Below are 17753 nucleotides of genomic sequence, written 5' to 3'. Positions count from 1 at the left end.
GGCAGACAGGACAGTAATGAGGCGCTTGCCAGGCTCTTATGAAGTCATGTCCGCCCGGCTGGCGCCGTTCAACGGCCGCTCGCGGCGGCCGGACATTACAGATTGAAGGCAGCCCAGCAGGACGCCGGTCGGAGCAAGAGTCACGACCGCCACGAGCGTTGCCATCATTACTGTCGGTGATGCGGACTATTCTCGAACACATGATCGAGGAAAGCCGCCGGGGTGGCACGGGGTGGAGCGCGGCGGACCTCTCTGCGCTGGCCGCCTCGCTGGTCGAGGTCACGGCCGACCCCGGTCTCACCGCCGACTGCCTGTCCCAGGTCGAGGCGCTCGAGGCGCTGAAAGCGGCGGCAGCCGCCGCACAGGCGCGGGTGACGGCGGAGTACGCCGACCGCGAGCGGGCGCGGCTCGCGAGGGTGCGCGGCGGTTCGCGACGTCGTGGGCGAGAGCCTGCGGTCGGCAGCCAGCTCGGCATCGCCCGACGCGAGTCGCCGGCGCGAGGCGAGTTCCTGGTGGGAGCGGCCAGCGCCCTCGTCCACGACCTCCCCGGGACGCTCGCGGCCCTGGAGCGCGGGGTGCTCACGGAGGAGCGTGCGCTGCTGGTCGTGCGGGAGACCGACGACCTCTCCGCCGAGGACCGGCTGCGGGTCGACGTCGAGCTCTGGCACGGGCCCTCGTCCGGCTGCGCGGCCACCCTCGGCACCGACCAGTTGCGCCAGCACGTGCGGCGCCTGGTCACCGGGGCCGACCCCGTGGCGGCGACCCGCAGGAGGGCGCGGGCTCGCGCCGGGCGGCACGTCGCCGGGCGGCTCTTGGGCGACGGCACCGGGCGGATCACGGCGGTCGTCCGTTCCGAGCACTACGGACCCGTCATGCAGGCGCTCACAGAGGCCGCCGCCGAGGCCCGTGCCGCCGGCGACCCGCGTACGCCCGACCAGGTCCGCTCCGACGTCGTCGTGCGGCGGCTCACCGGGGTGGACCCGGTCGAGCCGCGACGGATCGACCTGCGGCTCGTCCTCGGCCTCGACTCGCTGCTCGGCACCGCCGACGCCCCCGGCCTCGTGCCCGGCTCCGGCCACCTCCCCGCGGCCGTCTGCCGCAGCCTGCTGGCCGAGGCATTCGAGCGCCACGAGGTGACGGTGCGGCGGCTCTTCGCCCTTCCGGAGGACGGGCAGCTCGTCGCCATGGAGAAGACGAGCCGCTGCTTCGACGGTCTGCTCGCGGAGATGATCCGGATCCGCGACGCGGAGACCTGTCGCACCCCGTGGTGCGACGCGTCGATCCGCCACCTCGACCACGTGGTGCCGGCGCGGGAGGACGGCCGGACGTCGTACGAGAACGGCCAGGGCCTCTGCGAGCGCTGCAACCACGTCAAGGAGACCCCCGGCTGGACCAGCTGGGTGGGCTTCCGCGGCGGTGGGCCCGAGATCGGCACCCGGACGAGCAGCGGGCGTTGTGCCTACGGCAAGCCGCCACCCATGCCGGTGCCGGGGTCGCTGTGACCGGCCGTGGACCCGGTGCCGCCACCCGTGTCGATACCCTGTGGCGATGAGGGTGCGGGACGGGAGCTCGTCGTGGGGCGTCGTCCTCTCCAGCCTGGCGGGTGGCGTCGTCGCCAGCCTGGCCTTCGCCCTCGTGAGCCGGCTGATCGACGTGGAGGTCACCAGCCTCTTCCTCGTCGTGTACGGAACCTTCATGGCCGTCTTCTTCCTCCTGGCGGGATTCAGGAAGCAGCGCAGCTCCCGGTCCGTCTGATCGTCGGGTCGTCCGCCGTCAGCCCGGCGCCTCAGGAGAGCAGCCGCGCGACCTCGGCGTCGGAGGCGGCGAGCGCGTCGCCGTCGTACGTCGAGCCCGACACGAGGAGCTCGTCCGCCCCGGTCCGCTCCACGAGCGCCTCCAGGCGGCGGCGCACGGTCTCCGGCGAGCCGGCGGTGACCCGGTCCAGCGCCTGCTCGACCCGGTCGGCGAGCCGGTCGGTGCCGAGCCGCTCGCGGACCGTCGCCACCGGCTCGAGCGGGCCGAAGGAGCCGGTGCGGCGCGAGTCGGCCATCGCCCAGACCTCGGGCAGGGCGAGCTCGCGGGCCTCCGCGTCGGTGTCCGCCACCAGCACGTCGAGCGAGGCGATGACCTGCGGACGGCTGCCCTCGTGCGGGCGGAAGTCGCGTCGGTACGCCGCCAGCAGGTCGCCCACGTCGGGCCGGTCAAGCACGGGCCCGCCGACCACGGCGGGGAGCCCGAGCCCGGCGGCGACCGCGAGCCCCCGGCCGGTGGCGAGGACGAAGAGGGGCGGCCCCGCCTCGACGACGGGGCGGGCGGTCACCGGGGCCGTGCGCTCGAGGAAGGCGCGCAGCTCGGTGACGTCCTCGGCGAAGGTGTCGGGCTCCTCGGCCGACCGGCCGAGCGCCCGGCGCACCGGCGCGGTGAACCCGAGGGAGCGGCCGACCCCCAGGTCGACCCGCCCGGGGTGGAGGGCGGCGAGCACGAGGAACTGCTCGGCGACCAGCAGGGGCCGGTGCTGGGGCAGCATCACGCCGCCGGAGCCGATCCGGATCGAGGAGGTCCGCGCCCCGACGGCGGCCAGCAGGACCGCGGGGGAGCCCGAGGCGATCCCGGGCACGGCGTGGTGCTCGGCCACCCAGAACCGGTCGTAGCCGAGCCGCTCGGCGGCCACGGCCCGCCCGACGGTGCGGGTCAGCGCGGCCGCGTCCGGGTGACCGGCGCGGGTGCGGGAGCGGTCGAGCAGGGAGAACCTCACCCGCGGTCAACGCGCCCCGGCGTCAGCACCTTCCCCGAGCGCGTGGGCGGCCAGCCACCGGTCCACGACCTGGTAGGCCCGCTCGCGGGCCGCAGGGATCGACAGGAAGACGTCGTGGCGGGCGTCGGGCACCGGGACGACGGTCGTCTCGTTGCCCAGGCAGCCGGACCACTTCTGGATCTGGTGGACGTCGAGGACGACGTCGGCGCGGTCGCACTCCTCGCTCCACCGGCGCGCCAGCAGCGTCTTGTCGGAGCGCAGCACGAGCGCAGGCACCCCGACGTCGAGCCCCCGGTGCAGCCGGGCCTGGCCGCGGCGGACCGCGGCGAGCCACCCCACGGTCACGAGGTCGCCCTCCATCGGCTTCATCGCGACGTCGTACTCCCACTCGCCCTGCCCGCCGCCGGTGACGTGCAGGGAGTCGCCGTACGCCGAGCTGACGCCGAGGTTGAGCGCCTGGTGCGGACGGACCCGGGCGAGGCCGCGCACGACCCGGCTCACCGGACCACGCAGGAAGGCGTTGGCGCGCGGGGTCCTGCCGCCCTGCAGGTCGAACCAGGGGCTGTTGAGCACGAGGCCGGCGACCGGCGCGACGGCGTCCCGGCGGCGCCGGCGGTCGAGCCAGAGCGGGGTGATCAGCCCGCCCGTGGAGTGCGCGACCACGACGACCGGTCCGCCGCCGGCCGCCGCGGAGACCTGCTGCAGCGAGAGCTCGAGCTCCTCGTCGTAGTGGACCAGGTCGGTGGCGAAGTGCGCGGTCTGGTGCGGCTTGCGGGCCCGACCCGACTTGCGCAGGTCGAGGCCGAAGAAGGCCAGGCCGCGGGCGGCGAAGAAGTCCGCGAGCCCGGTCTGGAAGAAGTAGTCGGAGAAGCCGTGCACGTAGAGCACCGCGCCGTCGACGCGCTCGCCCTCGCGCACGTTGCGCCGCACCAGGACGGCCTCGATCGCGCCCTGGCCGTCGGGGTCCTCGCCCAGGTCGAGGCGGAGCTGCTCGTAGCCCTCGCCGAGCAGGTCGGGCTGCCACTGGTCGGACTGCCGCTGGGGTCCCATGGTTCCTCCCGTCGTGCCGCGCCGTCGGCGGCACGTGCCATGCTAGGGCCGCCGCAGGGGGCGGTGGGGTGGGGGAGACACGACGTGACGACGTTCCTGGTGATCGGTGTCGTCGGCCTCGCCCTGCTCCTGGTCTCGCTGGTCGTGGGCGACCTCTTCGACGGGGCCTTCGACGCCCTGACCGGTGACGTCTTCTCCAGCGCCGTGATCGGGGCCTTCGTGGCCGCCACCGGTTTCGGCGCGGCCGCCGCGCAGCCGGCGCTCGGGACCGTCCTGGCGCTCCCGGTGGGCGCCGTGACGGGGGTCGCCTTCGCGTGGTTCGCGTGGTGGCTCACCCGCCTGCTGGCCGACGGCAGCAGCGACGCGACGCCCGGCATCGACGACACCGTCGGGCGCGACGGCAAGGTCGTCACCCCCGTCCCCGAGGGCGGCTTCGGCGTCGTCGACGTCCTCGTCGGCGGGCACGTCCTGCGGCTCAACGCCCGGGCCGACCACCCGATCGAGCCCGGCACCCCCGTCCACGTCACGGGCGTCCTGTCGCCCACCGCCGTCACCGTCGCACCCGTCTGGCCAGAGCTCACCTGAGGAGAACGCCATGGACCTGTCCACCCCCGTCGTCGCGATCGGCGGCCTCGTCGTCCTCGTGGTGCTGCTCGTGCTGCTGGTCACGAGCCGCTACAAGGTCGCCGGCCCCAACCAGGCCTTCATCGTCACCGGCCGCAAGGGCAAGGCGGTGCTCAACCCCGAGACCGGCGCGCTGAGCACCGACCTGTCGGGTCAGAAGGTCGTCCTCGGCGGCGGTGTGTTCGTCATCCCGTTCGTGCAGAAGCTCGCGACCCTCGACCTCTCCTCCCGGCGGATCTCGGTGCAGATCCGCGGCGCCGTCTCCGGCCAGGGCATCAAGCTCAACGTCGAGGGCGTGGCGATCGTCAAGGTCGGCGGCAACGCCGACCAGATCCGGCTCGCGGCCCAGCGGTTCCTCGCGCAGCAGGACGAGATCGAGTCGTTCACCCAGGAGGTGCTCGCCGGCGCCCTGCGCTCGATCGTCGGCGGCCTGACCGTCGAGCAGATCATCCGCGACCGCGCGGCCTTCGCGCAGCGGGTCGCCGACGAGTCGGAGAACTCGCTGACCGGCCAGGGCCTGATCCTCGACACCTTCCAGATCCAGGACGTCACCGACGACGGCACCTACCTCGCCGACCTCGGCCGCCCCGAGGCCGCCCGGCTGAGCCAGCAGGCCCGGATCGCCGAGGCGAACGCCCGCCAGGCCGCCGAGCAGGCGCAGATCGCCGCCGAGCAGGAGATCGCGGTGGCGCAGCGGACCCTCGCGCTCAAGCAGGCCGAGATCAAGGCCGAGACCGACGCGGCGGCGGCGACCGCGGCGGCGGCCGGCCCGCTGGCCCAGGCCGACCGCGACCAGGCGATCCTCACCGAGCAGGAGAAGGTCGCCGTCCGGCAGGCGGCGCTGACCGAGCGCAACCTCGAGACCGAGGTCCGCAAGCCGGCCGACGCCGCCCGCTACAAGGTCGAGCAGGAGGCCGAGGCCCAGCGCACGGCCGAGATCGCGGCCGCCGAGGCGCGCAAGGCGGCCACCATCGCCGCCGCCCAGGCCGAGGCGGAGAAGGCCCGGCTCAGCGGTGAGGCCGAGAAGTCGCGGCGTACGGCGCTCGCCGAGGCCGAGGCGGTCGAGGGGGCCCGGCGCGGTGAGGCCGAGAAGGCCCGCCGCATCGCGGAGGCCGAGGCCACCCGGGCCGAGGGCGAGGCCACGGCGGCCGCCACCCTCGCCGTCGGCCAGGCCGAGGCGGAGGCGATGGACAAGCGCGCCGAGGCGTTCGCCCACTACAACGACGCCGCCGTGCTGCAGATGCTGATCGAGGTGCTGCCGCAGATCGCCCGCGAGGTGGCGGCCCCGATGGCGGCCATCGACCAGCTCACGGTGGTCTCCACGGAGGGTGCCGGCGCCCTGCCGCGCCAGGTCAACGACAACGTGGTGCAGACCCTCAACATGCTCAAGACCTCGACGGGCCTCGATCTCGAGTCCCTCATCAAGCGGTCGATCGGCAAGGCGGCCGAGGGCACCGGCCTGGAGGTCGACGGCGCGGACAGGAGCGCCAGCCCGGCGTGACGCGGCTGCATCGGTGCTGTCACAACTCGATAACACCCTCTCGTCTTTTCTGCTGATCGGTGACACGGTGACGGCCGGGACGAACTCGTCCTGTCCGTGCGCCGGTGGTCGGCGTTCTAGATGGAGGACATTTATGCGAAGGACAGCAAGGGTGAAGCTGGCGGCGACCGTCGCCGCGCTGGGCATGCTCACCGCCGCCTGCGGCGGGTCTGACTCCGACGAGGGATCCGGTGGCTCCGACGGCGGCTCCGCCGGCGGCGACCTGCGGATCTACAGCTCCGAGCCCGCGTTCCTGGTGCCCAGCGCCGGAGACGACGAGCCCTCGATCCTGGTGATCCGTCAGCTCTACCGCGGCCTGGTGAAGTACAACCAGGAGGGTGCCCCGGAGCTGGACATCGCCGAGTCGATCGAGACCGAGGACAACCAGACCTGGACCGTCACGCTGAAGGACGGCTACACGTTCACCAACGGTGAGCCCGTGGACGCCGACGCCTTCCTGCGCGCCTGGAACTACACCGGCAACCTGGCGAACTCCCAGAACAACTCCTACTTCATGGGCCGCATCGCCGGCTTCGAGGACCTGCAGAAGGAGGGCGTGAAGAAGAACGCCACCTTCTCCGGCCTGAAGAAGGTCGACGACCTCACCTTCACCATCGAGCTGACCCAGCCGTTCTCCGGCTTCGAGTCCGTCCTCGGCTACTCCGGGTTCTTCCCGATGGCCCAGGAGTGCATCGACGACTTCGACGCCTGCAACAAGACCCCCATCGGCAACGGTCCCTACAAGATCGAGGGCGAGTGGGAGAACAACGTCCAGATCAAGCTGGTCCGCAACGAGGACTACGCGGGTGAGGACACCGGCAAGCCCGACAGCCTGACCTACCGGATCTTCGACGACGTCGACGCCGCCTACGCGGCGTTCGAGGGCGGCGAGCTCGACGTCATGTACACCGTGCCGCCGAACAAGATCGGTGAGCTCGAGAGCACCGTCGGTGACCGTCTCCTCAAGGAGCCCAGCTCCAGCTTCACCTACCTGGGCCTCCCGAACTACGACGACCGCTTCCAGGACCCCGACCTGCGCAAGGCGCTCTCCATGGCGATCGACCGCCAGGCGATCATCGACGCCATCTTCGACGGCTCCCTGTCGCCGGCGACCGGCTTCGTGGCGCCCAACTTCGACGGCGCCCGCGAGGGCATCTGCGAGGCCTGCGAGTACGACCTCGACGCGGCCAAGGAGCTCTACGAGTCCACCGACGGCCTCGAGGGCCCGGTGGAGCTGTGGGCCAACGGTGGTGCGGGTCACGAGGAGTGGCTGCAGGCCGTCGGTGACGGCTGGAAGAGCGCGTTCGGCATCGACTACAAGCTGAAGGTCGACGTGAGCGACTTCGGCCAGTACCTCGAGATCGCCGACAACCAGGAGTTCACCGGCCCGTACCGCCTCGGCTGGGGCCCGGACTACCCGGTGATGGAGACCTACCTGGCTCCGCTGTACACGACCGGCGCGCCGAGCAACAACTCCGGCTACGCCAACGACGAGTTCGACCAGCTGATCAAGGACGGCGACTCCGCCGACTCGCTCGAGGACGCGATCCCGTTCTACCAGCAGGCCGAGGACATCCTCGTCGAGGACATGCCCGTCATCCCGATGTGGTGGGGCTTGACCACCGTCGTCTGGAGCGAGAACGTGGCTGAGATGGTTCACAACCCGATCACGGACGTGGACTACGGCCAGATCTCGATGAACTAGCAAGTCCGCACCAACACGCCGGCCCTGACGGCGGCGGCCTCCCACCCGGAGGTCGCCGCCGTCTCGGGTCGGCCTCCTCAGGAGGACCCCGCGTGGGACGCTACGTCGTACGGCGCCTGCTCCAGTTCATCCCCACTGTCCTGGGCGCCATCTTTCTTCTGCACTACCTGACCTCGCTGGGCATCCAGATGACCGGCAACCCGGCGCGCGCCATCTTCGGCGACCGACGCCCGAGCGAGGCCCAGCTCCAAGCCATGTCGGAGTCGCTCGGCCTGGGCGACAAGTGCCTCGAGCGGGTCGGCGACCCGTGCATCGGGCTCTACTTCGACCGTCTGAGCGACATCTTCCTGCGCTTCGACCTCGGCATGAACTTCACCCGCCGACCGGTCACCGACATCATCGCCGACGGCCTCTCCTACACGGTGAAGATCGTCATCATCGCGATCATCTTCGAGATCCTGGTCGGCATCACCGCCGGTGTGCTCGCCGGTCTGCGGTCGGGCAACTTCGTCGACTACCTCGTGAAGATCAGCACCGTCCTCGTGATCTCGGTCCCGGTCTTCGTCCTGGGCTTCCTGGTCCGCGACATGTTCCTGGTCAACGTCGGGAACTCGGTACGGTCCAGCGGCAACTTCCCCGACTGGTTCGCCTACGGTCTGATGAGTCCGGTCTACAAACCGGACTACCCCTGGGCCAGCCTCATCATCCCCGGCCTCGTGCTGGGCTCGATCTCGCTGGCGACGACCGCGCGCCTGACCCGCACCAGCATCCTGGAGAACGTCCGCGCCGACTACGTGCGCACCGGCCGGGCCAAGGGCCTGTCGGAGAAGCGGGTCATCGGCGTGCACACGCTCCGCAACTCCCTCATCCCGGTGGTGACCTACCTCGGCATCGACTTCGGCGCCCTGATGGGCGGCGCGGTCGTCACCGAGGGCATCTTCGGTGTCCCGGGGATCGGGCGCGAGATCTTCCGCGCCATCGCCCAGCAGCAGCCGTCGGTGGTCGTGGGCATCACGACCGCCCTCGTCCTGGTCTTCCTGGTGGTCAACCTGCTGGTCGACATCCTGTACGCCGTTCTCGACCCGAGGATCCGTTATGACTGACCCGTCCTCCATGACCACGGGTGCCACCGGCACCACCGCCCCCGACGCGGGCGCCGGGGCCGACGACGCCGTCGCGGCGTCGGGCTCAGGCAAGCCGAGCAGCCTGTGGGGGGACGCGCGCAAGCGGCTGGTCCGCAGCCCCGTCTTCATGCTCTCCCTGCTCTACCTGCTGGTCGTCACCTCGATGGCCGTGGCGCCGAAGCTGTGGACGCGCCAGGACCCGTTCGACTGCTCGATCAGCCTCTCCCGGCAGCCACCCACCGACGGTCACCCGTTCGGCTACAACCTGCTGGGCTGCGACTACTACGCGCACGCCATCTACGGTGCGCGGCCGTCGCTGTCGATCGCGCTGGTCGCGACCGCCGCGGTGGTGCTGATCGGCGGGACCATCGGCCTGCTCTCCGGGTTCTTCGGCGGCTGGCTCGACGCGATCCTCTCCCGCATCACCGACATCTTCCTGTCGCTCCCGTTCCTCCTGGGCGCGTTGGTGGTGCTGGCGATGGTGAGCGCGCGCAACATCTGGACGGTCGCGCTGGCCCTCATCGTGCTGGGGTGGACGACGATCGCCCGGATCATGAGAGGCAGCGTGATCGAGGCGCGGAACCTGGACTACGTGCAGGCCGCCCGGGCGCTGGGGGCGACCAACGGCCGGATCATGTTCCGGCACATCCTCCCCAACACCATCGCCCCGGTCCTGGTCTACGCCACGATCATGCTCGGCAGCTTCGTGGCCGCCGAGGCGACGCTGACCTACCTCGGCGTCGGCCTGCAGCCTCCGGCCGCGTCGTGGGGCGTGATGATCAACATGCACCAGGTCTACTTCGACACCGACCCGTGGCTGCTCTTCTTCCCCGTCGGGCTCCTGGTCGGCACCGTCCTTTCGTTCATCCTCGCGGGCGACGCCCTTCGCGACGCCCTCGACCCGAAGCTCCAGTGAGGGCCGATGTCTGATCCCAACACCGAGGTGCTGAGCCAGGAGGGCTCGGCGCCGCGCACCCCCCGCACCGGGCGCGAGGCCCCGCCGCTGGAGGTCAAGGACCTGCACGTGGAGTTCCGCACCCGCGCGGGCGTGGCCCAGGTCGTCAACGGCGTGAGCTTCCGCGTGGAGGCCGGCGAGACCCTGGCGATCCTGGGGGAGTCCGGCTGCGGCAAGAGCGTCACCGCGCAGGCGGTGATGGGGATCCTCGAGACCCCGCCCGCCGCGATCACCGGGGGCCAGGTGCTCTACCGGGGCACCGACCTGCTGTCGCTGCCCGAGGCGGAGCGCCGGGAGTACCGCGCCCGGAAGATCTCCATGATCTTCCAGGACGCGCTCTCCGCGCTGAACCCGGTGTTCACGGTCGGCTACCAGCTGGGCGAGCTGTTCCGGGTGCACCAGGGCATGTCCCGGAAGGACGCCAAGGCCAAGGCGGTCGAGATGCTCGACCTGGTCAGGATCCCGGCCGCCAAGCAGCGGGTGACCGACTACCCGCACCAGTTCTCGGGCGGCATGCGGCAGCGCGTGATGATCGCGATGGCGCTGGCGCTGGACCCTGAGGTGCTGATCGCCGACGAGCCGACCACGGCGCTCGACGTGACGGTGCAGGCGCAGATCATGAAGCTCCTCGCGGAGATCCGCGAGGAGCGCAACATGGCGCTGATCCTCATCACCCACGACATGGGCGTGGTGGCCGACGTGGCCGACCAGATCGCGGTCATGTACGCCGGCAAGGTGGTCGAGCACGCGCCCGTGCTGGACATCTACGCGAAGCCGTCCCACCCCTACACCAAGGGCCTGCTGGAGTCGATCCCGCGCCTGGACAAGAAGGGCCAGGACCTGGCGGTGATCGGCGGGCTCCCGCCCGTGCTCACCAACATCCCGCCGGGCTGCGCCTTCAACCCGCGCTGCCGCTACGCCCGCGACGTCTGCCGGCAGGACCCGCCGCCGCCCGACTACGTCGTCGCGGCCCAGCACACCAGCGCCTGCCACTTCTGGAAGGAGGTCCGTGAAGGTGAGTGAGACCGTCCTCGAGACCCACGACCTCGTCAAGCACTTCCCGCTGACCCAGGGCATCGTCTTCCAGCGCCAGGTCGGCGCCGTGAAGGCGGTCGACGGGGTCAACATCCAGCTGCGCCGCGGCGAGACCCTCGGCATCGTCGGCGAGTCCGGGTGCGGCAAGTCGACCCTGGCCAAGCTGCTGACCGGGCTGGAGACCCCGACGTCGGGCTCCATCGCCGTGCACGGCACCGACCTCTCCACGCTCTCGCCGCAGCAGGTCCGCAAGGCCCGCCGCGACATCCAGCTGGTGATGCAGGACCCGTACACCTCGCTCAACCCGCGGATGACGGTCGCCGACATCATCGGGGAGCCCTTCGAGATCCACGCCGACGTCGCCCCCAAGGGCAGCCGGCGGGCGAAGGTGCAGGAGCTGATCGACCTGGTCGGCCTCAACCCCGACCACGTCAACCGCTACCCCCACCAGTTCTCCGGTGGCCAGCGGCAGCGGATCGGCATCGCCCGCGCGCTGGCGCTGCGGCCGGCGATCATCGTCTGCGACGAGCCGGTCAGCGCGCTGGACGTCTCCGTCCAGGCGCAGGTGATGAACCTGCTCGAGCGGCTGCAGGGCGAGCTGGACCTCTCCTACATCTTCATCGCCCACGACCTCTCCGTCGTGCGCCACATCGCCGACCGGGTCGGGGTCATGTACCTCGGTCAGGTGATGGAGATCGGCAGCGACACCGACATCTACGACCACCCGACGCACCCCTACACCCAGGCGCTGCTGTCGGCCGTCCCGGTGCCGGACCCGACGCTGCGCGGGCTCCGCGACGAGATCGTGCTCGAGGGCGACGTGCCGTCCCCGGCCGACCCGCCGTCGGGCTGCCCGTTCCGCACGCGCTGCTGGAAGGCCGAGGACATCTGCGCCGAGGAGCGGCCCCCGCTGGTCGAGCGGCCGGCCCACCCGCACCCGAGCGCCTGCCACTTCGCCGAGGAGCGCGACGTGGTCCACGCAACGGTGGAGGACTGACCCGCGCAGTGTCGGCGGGATCCGGCAGGATGCGGCGCATGCCCCGCGCCCGCCTGCTGGTCCCGCCGATCCTCTGCCTCGTCGTCCCGAGCCTCGTCCTCTTCGGCTGCTCGCTCCTGGGCGACGACGACGCCCCGGGGCCCGAGGAGGCTGCCGAGCGACTGGTCGAGGCGGTCTCCGGGCTCGACCTCGTCGGCGTGCCGCTGACGGAGCAGGTCGACGCCGAGGACCCGCTCGCGGCGCTCTCCGAACCCTTGGCGGAGCGGCCGCGGACGGTCGAGCTGTTGGAGGTCGAGGAGACGCCGGAGACCGACGAGGGCGAGCCTGCGCGCGCCGTCGCCCGGCTGGGCTGGTCCTGGGACGTCGGCGGCGACTTCTGGGACTACGAGTCCAGCGCCTCGCTGGTGCGTGAGGGCGAGGAGTGGCGGGTCGAGTGGGCGCCGACGGTGCTCCACCCCGAGCTGGTGGAGGGGCACACCCTGGCGGTCCGCGAGACCGCCCCGATGCGCGGCCGGGTCCTGGGGGCGGGCGGCCAGCCCATCGTGGTCGACCGGCCGGTCAAGCGGTACGGGATCGACAAGGCGCAGACCTCCCCGCGCGGTGCCGTCGACGGCGCGCGGCAGCTCGCGGAGGCGTTCGACCTCGACCGCCGGGCCTACGTCGAGAAGGTGAAGGCCTACGGACCGCAGGCGTTCGTGGAGGCGATCGTGCTGCGCGTCGACGAGGCGGCCGAGCGGGTGCCGTCGGGGTTCCCCGGCGTCCCCGGCGCCGCCGTCCTGGACGGCTCGCTCCCGCTCGCCCCGACCCGCGACTTCGCCGCCGAGCTCCTCGGGCGGGTCGCCCCCGCCACCGCCGAGATCGTCGAGGAGTCCGAGGGGCGGGTCCGCGCGGGCGACGAGGTCGGCGTCTCCGGGCTCCAGGCGAGGTACGACGAGCGGCTCTTCGGGCAGCGTGGCCTGGAGGTGGTCGCGCTGCCCGACGGCAACGGCACCACCGAGCAGGTCACGCTCTTCTCCCGCGACCCGGTGACCGGCGCCGACCTGACGACCACGCTCGACCCCGCCCTCCAGCAGCGGGCCGAGGCCCTGCTCGAGCCGATCACCGGTCACGCCTCGGCCGCGGTGGTCCTGCGGCCCTCCACGGGTCACGTGCTGGCCGCCGCGACCGGGCCGGGGAGCGAGCTGCCCGTCGCGACCTACGGACAGTACGCCCCGGGCTCGACCTTCAAGGTCGTCTCCGCGCTGGCCCTGCTGCGCGCGGGCGCGGAGCCGGGTGACGTGCTGCCGTGCGCCCCCACCACGACCGTCGACGGCCGCCGCTTCGAGAACTACGACGACTACCCGGCCGACCGACTGGGGCGGACGACGCTGCGCACCGCCTTCGCCCACAGCTGCAACACCGCGATGATCGACGCCCGCGACCGGCTGGCGGAGGGCGACCTCGCCGCGGCCGCGGCCTCGCTGGGGCTCGGGGTCGACCACGACCTCGGCTTCCCGGCCTACTTCGGCCAGGTGCCCGCACCCGGGGGCGAGACCGAGCGGGCGGCCGCGATGATCGGCCAGGGCAAGGTGCTGGCCAGCCCGCTGGCGATGGCGGCCGTGGCCGGGTCGGTCGCGGCGGGCCGGACGGTGCTCCCGGTGCTGCTGCCCGACCAGCCGGCCCCGCAGCCGACGGGCGCCCCCCTCTCCGCGGGCGAGGCGCGGCAGCTGCGCGAGCTGATGCGGGCGGTGGTGGCCGAGGGCTCCGGCCGCGGGCTCGCCGACCTGCCGGGCGAGGTGGGCGCCAAGACCGGCACGGCCGAGTTCGGCCCGGAGCCGTCGACCCACGCCTGGATGATCGGCTACCGCGACGACCTGGCGGTGGCGGTCTTCGTGGAGCGCGGCGACTCCGGCTCCGGCACGGCGGGGCCGATCCTCGAGGCGCTGCTGCGCTAGGTCGACCGCTGGGAGAGCAGCGAGGCCATCTTCCGGGCCACCAGCTCGATGGCGCGCCGCGGCGCCGCCCGGGAGAGCAGGTCGAGCATGCGGGCGTCCCTGCCGATCCGGACGCGGAAGGTGCCCCGCTCGATCGCCTCGACGACCTGTCGCGCCGCCTCGACCGAGGTGGTCATCCCGGCGGCCAGGTCGCTGTCGCTCGCGTCCCGGCCCGGGACGGCCGCCCCCGAGTGGGCCGCGATGTCGGTGCCGACGGCCCCGGGGAAGACGAGGGTGACGGCGACCGGCGTGCCCCGCAGCTCGGCGTACAACCCCTCGGTCAGCAGCTTGACCGCCGCCTTGCTGGCGCCGTACAGCGACTGGCCGGGCGCGGGCACGAACGCCCCCATGCTGGCGACGTTGAGCAGGCTCGCGGCCGGCCGCTCGCGCAGCAGCGGCAGGAAGGCCTCGCAGACCATCGACCCGTCCGTGGGCGGCGACCACCTCGCCGACGAGCGCCTGCACCGCCTCCCGGTCGGAGACGTCCACGGGGTGGGTGGTCAGCCGCACCGCGGCGGCGCCCGCCTGCTCCGCCGTGCCGGCGAGCCCGTCGGGCCGCAGGTCGACCGCGGCCACGCGGGCCCCGCGGGCGAGCAGGGCGAGCACGACGTCGCGGCCGATGCCGCTGCCGCCGCCGGTGACCACGAGGACGCTCCCGTCGATCCGCACGTTCCCGCGATAGCCACCCCGGCACCTACGCTGGCCGGGTGAGCAGTGCAGACGCGGTCGACTGGAGCCGCTACGACGCCGTCCTCTTCGACCTCGACGGGGTGGTCACGCCGACCGCCGAGGTCCACATGCGGGCGTGGGCCGAGATGTTCAACGCCTTCCTCGCCGACCCCGCCGCCCCCGGCGGCGGCGACCGGTCGCCCTACACCGACGCCGACTACTTCGCCCACGTCGACGGCAAGCCGCGCTACGACGGCGTCCGCGACTTCCTCGCCGCCCGGGGGATCGAGGTCGACGAGGACCACGTCCGCGCGCTGGGCGACCGGAAGAACGAGGCGTTCAACGACGTGCTGGCCCGCGACGGGGTCGAGGCCTACCCCGGGTCGGTCGCCCTGCTCGACCACCTCCGGGACGCCGACGTGCCGCTCGCGGTCGTCTCCTCCTCGCGCAACGCCCCGGCCGTGGTCGAGGCGGCCGGGCTGGCGGACCGCTTCCGCACCGTCGTCTCCGGCGCGGTCGCCGCCGAGCGCGGCCTGCCCGGCAAGCCGGCGCCCGACACCTTCGCCTACGCCGCCGGGCTGCTCGGCGCGTCCGCGGAGCGCGCCGTCGTGCTCGAGGACGCCGTCTCCGGCGTCCGGGCGGGCGCGGCCGGCGGCTTCGGCCTCGTGGTCGGGGTGGACCGCGGCGCCGGCCGGGAGGCGCTGGCCGACGCCGGCGCCGACCTGGTGGTCGCCGACCTCGCCGAGCTGGTGCCGGGGGGCGACCGGTGAGCCGCGGCAGGCGGAGCCGGGCGCACCGGCCGCTCGACCGGCACCGCTTCCCCGCCGACCCGTGGCGGCTCGTCGAGACGGCGTACACGGGCGAGGACCTCGGCACCACCGAGACCCTCTTCACCGTCGCCAACGGCTACCTGGGGATGCGCGGCAACCCCGAGGAGGGCCGGGAGGCCCGCGAGCACGGCACCTACCTCAACGGCTTCCACGAGACCTGGCCGATCCGGCACGCCGAGGCCGCCTTCGGCTTCGCCCGGACCGGGCAGACGATCGTCAACGTCCCCGACGCCAAGCTGGTCAAGCTCTACGTCGACGACGAGCCGCTGATGCTCGGCACCTCCGAGGTGGAGAGCTACGAGCGGCACCTCGACTTCGCCGACGGAATCCTGCGCCGCTCGCTGGTCTGGCGCACCCCGTCGGGCAAGCGGGTGCGGATCGACTCGACGCGGATGGTCTCGATGACCGAGCGGCACCTGGCGGTGATCACCTTCGAGGTGACGATGCTGACCGGCGACGCGGCGCTGGTGATCTCCTCCCAGCTGCTCAACCGGCAGGACGGGCAGGACGAGTACTACCAGGCGCGCGAGTCCGACGGCACCAGCGACCCGCGCAAGGCGGGGGCCTTCGAGGGCCGGGTGCTGCAGCCCCGCCACCACTCCGCCGCCGACGACCGGCTCACCCTGGGCTACCGCTGCACCCACTCAGGCATGACGATGGCCGTCTCGGCCCAGCACCGGCTCCGGACCGCCGACGCCCACGACGTGCGGACCCGCAGCGAGGACGACCTCGCCAAGCAGGTCTTCCGGGTCGAGGCGACGGAGGGGACCACCACGCGGCTGGAGAAAGTCGTCACCTACCACTCCTCGCGCGGGGTGCCGGTGCGCGAGCTGCTCGACCGCTGCGAGCGCACCCTCGACCGGGTCGCCAAGCACGACCTGGCGGTCTACCACGCCGCCCAGCGGGAGTGGTACGACGAGTTCTGGGCGACCTCCGACGTGCAGGTGGGCGCGTCGCCCGAGGTGCAGCAGGCCGTGCGCTTCAACCTCTTCATGCTCGCCCAGGCCAGCGGCCGGGCCGACGGCCAGGGGATCGCGGCCAAGGGGGTGACCGGGTCGGGCTACGAGGGCCACTACTTCTGGGACACCGAGATCTACGTGCTGCCGTTCCTCGTCTACACCCAGCCCCACCTGGCCCGCAACGCCCTGCACTTCCGCCGCCGGATGCTGCCGGCCGCCCGCACGAGGGCCGCCGAGATGGCGCAGAGCGGCGCCCTCTTCCCGTGGCGCACGATCAACGGCGAGGAGGCCTCGGCCTACTACGCCGCCGGCAGCGCGCAGATGCACATCAACGCCGACGTGGTCCACGCGGTGATGAAGTACGTCGCCGCGACCGACGACGTCGACTTCCTCAAGCACGACGGGGTCGACCTGCTCGTCGAGACGGCGCGGATGTGGCGCGACCTCGGCTTCTGGCGCAGCAACGGCGGGGAGCCCACCTTCCACATCCACGGGGTGACCGGCCCCGACGAGTACACGACCGTCGTCAACAACAACCTCTTCACCAACGTCATGGCGCGGGCCAACCTGGAGTCGGCCGTCCGCGTGCTCGAGCGGCTGCGCGAGATGGACCCGGAGACCCACGCGCGGGTCGTGGCGCGGCTGCGGATCGCCGCGGACGAGCCGACCGAGTGGCAGCGGTGCGCCGAGAAGATGACGATCCCCTTCGACGCGGGGCTGGGGATCCACCCGCAGGACGACTACTTCCTGGACCGGGAGGTGTGGGACCTCTCCCGCACCCCCGAGGAGCTGCGCCCGCTGATGCTCCACTACCACCCGCTGGTGATCTACCGGTTCCAGGTGCTCAAGCAGGCCGACGTGGTGCTGGCGCTCTTCCTGCACGGCGACCGCTTCACCCTCGAGGAGAAGAAGGCCGACTTCGAGTACTACGACCCGATCACCACCGGGGACTCCACGCTCTCCGCGGTGGTGCAGTCGATCGTCGCGGCGGAGGTCGGCTACCACGAGGCGGCGATGGACTACTTCGTCCAGGCCCTCCACACCGACCTCGGCGACCTGCACGACAACACCGTCGACGGGATGCACATCGCCTCCGCCGGCGGTGTCTGGGCGGCCCTGGTCCAGGGCTTCGGCGGCATGCGTGACCACCAGCGGCGGCTCACGTTCGACCCGCGGCTCCCGGCCAGCTGGAGCTCGCTGGCCTACCACCTCTCCTGGCGGGGCAGCCGGCTCCGCGTCGAGGTCACCCAGGACCTGCTGCGGATCGAGCTCGTGGCGGGCGACGCCCCGGTCGAGGTGGAGGTCCGCGGGAAGCCCGCCACGGTGACCGTCGAGGCCCCGCTCGAGGTCCCGCTCGAGCACCAGGGGCCGCGGATCGACGGGCTGCTGGGTGACAAGCCCCAGACCGGCGGGGTACGGGCCGACGGGACCAAGATCACCGCCGGGGTCCCGGACCCCGTGGTGATCAGCGACCAGCACGACCCCTACGCCACGTCGGTGGCCGGGACCGACCCCGACGCCGACCAGCCCTGACCCC

14 protein-coding genes and 1 pseudogene are annotated in these 17753 nt (G+C 72.5%); 12 read left to right on the top strand and 3 right to left on the bottom strand.

Features of this window, described 5'->3' with window-relative positions:
* The first annotated feature begins 200 nt into the window (after positions 1 to 200).
* Positions 201 to 1502, top strand: a complete 1302-nt coding sequence (locus DNK53_RS01375) for an HNH endonuclease (protein ID WP_110180519.1) — start codon at positions 201 to 203, stop codon at positions 1500 to 1502.
* A 46-nt stretch (positions 1503 to 1548) separates the two neighbouring features.
* Positions 1549 to 1755, top strand: coding sequence for a hypothetical protein (locus DNK53_RS01370; protein ID WP_162599697.1), 207 nt, complete (start codon positions 1549 to 1551; stop codon positions 1753 to 1755).
* Positions 1756 to 1786: 31 nt separating this feature from the next.
* Here DNK53_RS01370 and DNK53_RS01365 read toward each other — a convergent pair whose 3' ends face one another.
* Together DNK53_RS01365 and DNK53_RS01360 are read right to left on the bottom strand one after the other, a co-directional pair.
* Positions 1787 to 2755, bottom strand: coding sequence for an MsnO8 family LLM class oxidoreductase (locus DNK53_RS01365; protein ID WP_110180517.1), 969 nt, complete (start codon positions 2753 to 2755; stop codon positions 1787 to 1789).
* Positions 2756 to 2761: 6 nt separating this feature from the next.
* Entirely contained in the window at positions 2762 to 3805 is a 1044-nt protein-coding gene (locus DNK53_RS01360; RefSeq protein ID WP_110180516.1) for an alpha/beta hydrolase, read from the bottom strand.
* A gap of 84 nt (positions 3806 to 3889) precedes the next feature.
* Between DNK53_RS01360 and DNK53_RS01355 the strand changes: the two genes are divergently transcribed.
* The 8 genes from DNK53_RS01355 (at position 3890) to DNK53_RS01320 (ending at position 13719) form a co-directional block, all read left to right on the top strand.
* Positions 3890 to 4390, top strand: coding sequence for an NfeD family protein (locus tag DNK53_RS01355; RefSeq protein ID WP_110180515.1), 501 nt, complete (start codon positions 3890 to 3892; stop codon positions 4388 to 4390).
* A 10-nt stretch (positions 4391 to 4400) separates the two neighbouring features.
* Positions 4401 to 5930 (top strand): flotillin family protein, encoded by a 1530-nt coding sequence (locus DNK53_RS01350; protein WP_204163699.1) that lies wholly within the window; start codon positions 4401 to 4403, stop codon positions 5928 to 5930.
* Between the two features lie 151 nt (positions 5931 to 6081).
* Entirely contained in the window at positions 6082 to 7674 is a 1593-nt protein-coding gene (locus DNK53_RS01345; RefSeq protein ID WP_204163698.1) for a peptide ABC transporter substrate-binding protein, read from the top strand.
* 92 nt (positions 7675 to 7766) lie between these two features.
* On the top strand, positions 7767 to 8777 hold the full coding sequence (locus DNK53_RS01340; protein WP_110180514.1) for an ABC transporter permease: 1011 nt from the start codon (positions 7767 to 7769) through the stop codon (positions 8775 to 8777).
* Entirely contained in the window at positions 8770 to 9714 is a 945-nt protein-coding gene (locus tag DNK53_RS01335; RefSeq protein ID WP_239456310.1) for an ABC transporter permease, read from the top strand. The genes DNK53_RS01340 and DNK53_RS01335 overlap by 8 nt, the downstream gene beginning before the upstream one ends.
* A gap of 108 nt (positions 9715 to 9822) precedes the next feature.
* Entirely contained in the window at positions 9823 to 10776 is a 954-nt protein-coding gene (locus tag DNK53_RS01330; RefSeq protein ID WP_476739097.1) for an ABC transporter ATP-binding protein, read from the top strand.
* A complete protein-coding gene (locus DNK53_RS01325; RefSeq protein ID WP_110181339.1) occupies positions 10769 to 11785 on the top strand; it encodes an ABC transporter ATP-binding protein in 1017 nt (338 codons plus the stop codon). Before DNK53_RS01330 ends, DNK53_RS01325 begins: the two co-directional genes overlap by 8 nt.
* Positions 11786 to 11823: 38 nt before the next feature.
* Positions 11824 to 13719, top strand: coding sequence for a penicillin-binding transpeptidase domain-containing protein (locus tag DNK53_RS01320; RefSeq protein WP_110181338.1), 1896 nt, complete (start codon positions 11824 to 11826; stop codon positions 13717 to 13719).
* Here the strand turns inward: DNK53_RS01320 and DNK53_RS17645 are convergent.
* A pseudogene (locus tag DNK53_RS17645) lies at positions 13716 to 14364 on the bottom strand (SDR family NAD(P)-dependent oxidoreductase). The gene DNK53_RS01320 and the pseudogene DNK53_RS17645 sit on opposite strands and share 4 nt — an antisense overlap.
* Positions 14365 to 14465: 101 nt before the next feature.
* Between DNK53_RS17645 and DNK53_RS01310 the strand changes: the two are divergent.
* Both DNK53_RS01310 and DNK53_RS01305 read left to right on the top strand, forming a co-directional pair.
* Positions 14466 to 15197: an HAD family hydrolase gene (locus DNK53_RS01310; RefSeq protein ID WP_110180511.1), complete on the top strand. Its 732-nt coding sequence runs from the start codon at positions 14466 to 14468 to the stop codon at positions 15195 to 15197.
* On the top strand, positions 15194 to 17749 hold the full coding sequence (locus tag DNK53_RS01305) for a glycoside hydrolase family 65 protein (protein ID WP_110180510.1): 2556 nt from the start codon (positions 15194 to 15196) through the stop codon (positions 17747 to 17749). The genes DNK53_RS01310 and DNK53_RS01305 overlap by 4 nt, the downstream gene beginning before the upstream one ends.
* Positions 17750 to 17753 lie beyond the last annotated feature (4 nt).

It is taken from the genome of Nocardioides solisilvae (genome assembly GCF_003194625.1).
Taxonomy (GTDB): Bacteria; Actinomycetota; Actinomycetes; order Propionibacteriales; family Nocardioidaceae; genus Nocardioides; species Nocardioides solisilvae.
Note: the sequence above shows the minus strand (reverse complement) of the source record. Positions and strands in the feature narration are given on the sequence as shown.